The sequence below is a fragment of the Streptomyces sp. NPDC048473 genome, from assembly GCF_043200155.1.
Taxonomy (GTDB): domain Bacteria; phylum Actinomycetota; class Actinomycetes; order Streptomycetales; family Streptomycetaceae; genus Streptomyces.
In genome coordinates this window covers 1-4,012 of sequence record NZ_JBICXE010000140.1, presented here as the reverse complement: position 1 = coordinate 4,012, position 4,012 = coordinate 1, and the positions used below count along the sequence as shown (strand labels likewise).

Annotated in this window: 3 protein-coding genes; all 3 read left to right on the top strand. The window is 65.5% G+C overall.

Annotated elements, in window-relative coordinates; genetic code table 11:
* The first annotated feature begins 257 nt into the window (after window positions 1-257).
* Genes ACGFU7_RS47650 through ACGFU7_RS47640 form a run of 3 tightly spaced genes read left to right on the top strand, consistent with a single transcriptional unit; the run spans window position 258 to window position 3,341 of the window.
* Window positions 258-983 (top strand): FadR/GntR family transcriptional regulator, encoded by a 726-nt coding sequence (locus ACGFU7_RS47650; protein WP_393705031.1) that lies wholly within the window; start codon window positions 258-260, stop codon window positions 981-983.
* A 46-nt stretch (window positions 984-1,029) separates the two neighbouring features.
* Window positions 1,030-2,229 carry a CynX/NimT family MFS transporter gene (locus tag ACGFU7_RS47645; protein ID WP_393705029.1) on the top strand — a complete coding sequence of 400 codons (1,200 nt, stop codon included), beginning with the start codon at window positions 1,030-1,032 and terminating at the stop codon, window positions 2,227-2,229.
* A complete protein-coding gene (locus ACGFU7_RS47640) occupies window positions 2,226-3,341 on the top strand; it encodes a hypothetical protein (protein WP_389986798.1) in 1,116 nt (371 codons plus the stop codon). The genes ACGFU7_RS47645 and ACGFU7_RS47640 overlap by 4 nt, the downstream gene beginning before the upstream one ends.
* Window positions 3,342-4,012: the final 671 nt, after the last annotated feature.

Sequence of the window (4,012 nt, the reverse complement as noted above, 5' to 3'; positions counted from 1 at the left end):
ACCGGCGCTGCCAGCCGACCCACCACGGCCTGACCACAGGCCCGGAACCCGGCACCACCACACCCCGACAAGCCGTCAGACACCCAAACACCCAAACAACGTGACAGTGCCCCCGCGCGGCATCGTCGGAGTCCAGCAGATAGCCGACGCGGACCGCCTCGGCGTCGACCACACATCGCGTGATGTGACATAGGTCACCTTGCCGCATTGGAGGCGTCATGTGTTTATCTACAGCTGTCCAACATTTGGAGGTTTGTATGGAGGGGTTGAGGGAGCCGCGCCGTGCCGCGACCCTGTCCGCCCAGGCCGCTGATCAACTACGGGAGCAGATCGCCTCCGGCCGCTGGCCGGTCGGTAGTCGCATACCTCCCGAACACGAGTTGGTCGCGATTCTCGGAATCAGTCGCAACACCGTGCGAGAGGCCTTGCGCGCTTTGGTGCATCTGGGCCTGCTGGAAGCCCGTGCCGGAGACGGCACCTACGTCCGGGTCGCCAGCGAGTTGGAGGCAGTGCTGGTGCGCAGGGCGGCAACGGCACACCTGTCCGATGTTTTCGAGCTGCGCGCGGTATTGGAGGAGCATGCTGCGGGGCTGGCCGCGCAGCGTCGGACGAGCGCAGACGTGAAGCGATTGCGGGAGCTGCTGCACAAGGCGCAGGAGACCAACTGTGCCGGTGAGATGACCGCGTTGGCTGACGTCGATGGCTCATTCCACCTGGCGGTGGTGGAAGCCGGCGGGAACGGGTTGCTTGCCGAGGTCTACAAGCACTTGGGGAGCGCGCTGGCCGCAGCGGTCGCGGGGCTGACCTGGGGCAGGGATATCGCCGCCGAACACGACCACTGGCACACCACCCTCGTAGAGGCCATTGCGGCGGGAGATGCGGTGACTGCCCGCTCCGCCGCCTCCACGCTCGTGCGGATCAGCCGTCGCGCCGCGCTGCGGCAAGAGGGGGTGCATGAGCGTGACTGTTCCGAAAGGCGCTGACGCTCCCGGGGTCGAATCCGACGGTCACCAGGGCGGAGCGCCTCGCGTGGGGTTGCTCCTGGTTGGGATCTTGCTTGTTGCGGCGAATCTGCGGGCGCCGCTGACAGGTGTCGGCTCGGTGCTGCCGATGATCGAACACGACACCGGCTTGTCCAGCACCGCGGCAGGTCTGCTCAACGCTTTGCCACTACTGGCTTTCGCGGCCACGTCACCGCTGGTTGGCAGGAGTGCGCAGCGCCACGGAACCGAGCGTGTCTTGTGGATCGCTTTGCTGGTGCTGACGGTCGGCATTGTGCTGCGCTCGCTGCCAGGCGTGGTGACCTTGTTCGCCGGCACCGTGGTCATGGCAGCAGCGATCGCCTACGGCAACGTGCTGCTGCCCTCGCTGGTCAAGAGCACTGTTCCCGAACGGCGGATCGCCGCAGTCACCGGGCTCTACGTCACCGTCATGGGGTTGATAGCCGCGGTCTCCTCCGGGGTGTCCGTGCCCCTGGCTGACCATCTTCCCGGAGGATGGCATACCGCGTTGGGCTGCTGGGCGGTGCTGGCGCTACTCGGGGTCCTGGCCTGGGCACCGCAACTGGCCCGTCGCCGGCCCGTAACATCCACCGCCCCGGGAGCGGGGCAGGCGCATACTCTGTGGCGTTACCCACTGGCCTGGCAGGTCAGTGCGTTCATGGGACTGCAGTCCCTCGGTTTTTACACCACGATCGCGTGGTTGCCCAGCATCGTGCACGACCACGGCGCCTCCGAAGGCGCCGCCGGCTGGCAGCTGTTCCTGCTCCAGGTGACCGGTCTGGTCTCCAGCAGTACTGTGCCGATACTCGCCCGACAACTCACTGACCAACGGCTGCTGGCCGTCAGCGGTTCATTGATGTGCGCCACCGGATACCTGGGGCTGCTCCTGGCCCCCGAGATGGCGACCGCGTGGAGTGCGCTGATCGGCCTTGGCGGCGGCGCCTGCCTGGTGTTGGCGCTGACGTTCCAAGGCCAGCGTGCGGCCGACGCGTCCCAGGCCGCCGCGCTGTCCGGCATGGCCCAAAGCGTCGGCTACCTCCTAGCCGCCGTTGGGCCCCTGCTGTTCGGCTCAGCCCACGACCTCGCCGGTGGGTGGACTGTCCCGCTCGGCCTTCTTGTCGCGCTGACCCTCGTTCAGGGCCTCTTCGGCCTTGGAGCTGGTCGCGCCGTCCGCCTCCCGCAATCAACGACCGCCCAGCTGGCACCGGAAAGGATTCGATCCGCATGAACGGAACGACCTGCTTCAGTTACTTGGACACTCCCATGGCAGCACCGCTGTCCATCACCGAACTCATGCCCGGCGCCTATAACGTCATGGAGTACACCGCCGTTGCCGCCGGCGAACAGGTGCTGATCCTGACGGAGAACTCGGTGGATCCTGTGGTGGTGCAGGCACTGGCGGCAGCAGCCGCCTATCGCAACGCCGAGGTGCACGTTCTGGCCGTTCCCCCGTTCAGCGCGGGTGGCTGGGACTCCGAGCGGCCATCACCAATGCTGTCGGCCATCCACGCCGAGGCTGATGTGGTGCTCTCCTGCACATGGTGGGGTGAGGTGCACAGCGACCGCTTGTTCTTCGACGAGGTTGCCAAGCGCAAGGCCCGGTTCCTCTCACTGCACCAGACCGCGACCGCATCGGCTCTGGCCACCGGTGCCCGCTTCCCGCTGGAGCTGTATTTCGCCTTGGAAGCTAAGGCGACCGCACAACTCGCCGCAGCCAGCGAGATCCGGGTAACCACCGCTGCAGGCACCGACGTGACCTTCCGTGACTTCGCCACCAGTGGCCATCACGCTCCTCTCATCGCTGGAATGTGGCGGCCCTTCCCTTACGGTGGCGTCAACTTCTACCCCAACCGCACCGACGGGCTGCTGGTCATCGAGGAGTCCACGGTCACCGGCACACCGGCCGAGCCCACCACGATCGAACTCACCAACAACGTGGTAACAGCGATCGAGGGCGCGACTGCCGCCACCGAGCTACGTCACTATTCACCAAGGGGCTACTACCTGCGGCACGCCCTGATCGGACTCAACCCGAAAGTGCGCTCAAGCGGTGGCACCCAGTTCGAACGGGAGAAGCACGCCGGTGCGTTCTACCTTGGCCTGGACGCCCTGACCGAGGAGGGGGAGCCTGACCGTAGCGGGCCAGGACACGCCCACTGCGACTGCCAGTTCGACAAGCCGACCATCACCATTGACGGCACACCCTTTATTGAAGACGGCCGCCTCCGCCTTCTCGAAGATCCCGAAATCCGCGAACTGGCCGCATGGTTCGGTCCCGCCGATGTGCTCCTCGATTCCAATCCCCGAATGGTGCTACCTGCCAGATACACACGGTATTAGCTTGTCCTACCTAATCCCTTGTTAAGGGCAGTGCTGGAGGAGATCGATTCCTTCAGTCTGTTCGAGTACAGGGTTGCGACATCTTTCGATTCCCGGGCTGCAGGAAGCCTCTCCGTAGATCGATGCGTGGGCCTGGTACTCGTGGTGACGGTCGGACGGGTGCCAAGCGGATGCCTCCTCACAGACCGTGCCCATTGAGGCCTCCTGTGAGCCCGGTGCGTTTCGGCGTCTTCCCGGCCATCGCCACGCAGCGAGCTGACTGTCGCGGGGATGCCGGGCGAACGCCTGTGTCATACCTGGTAAGCCGATGCCTCTTGGAAGAGCGGCGGCGTCCGGCGTCTTCGCCTCAGTCAACTCGTGCCGTGGTGGGTTGCGTGGGCTTCGGATGGACGCCTTGTACTTACCCGGCCTGGTGCCCAAATGTAGATCGTGCGGCATCTGGCTTCCTCGCAGCACGCCAAGCAGAGTCGGGTGTTGGCGTCCGCCGGCGCTGGGCGGACGTTTGACGTCCCTCCGGGCACATGATGCCTACCGAAAGATCGGCGCCGTCCAGCGCCGCCGAGCGTCAACACCTAACCTCGGCGTTTCGGTTGGTGTGAGGCCAGTTGCTGGCCGGGAACGCGAAAGTGCCTTCTGAGCTGGGACGATGAACCTTGTCGAGGGGTTCTGTC

Bases quoted from the DNA above. Each gene is read 5' to 3' on its own strand.
- ACGFU7_RS47650 (WP_393705031.1), top strand. From the start codon at position 258: ATGGAGGGGTTGAGGGAGCCGCGCCGTGCCGCGACCCTGTCCGCCCAG.
- ACGFU7_RS47640 (WP_389986798.1), top strand. From the start codon at position 2,226: ATGAACGGAACGACCTGCTTCAGTTACTTGGACACTCCCATGGCAGCA.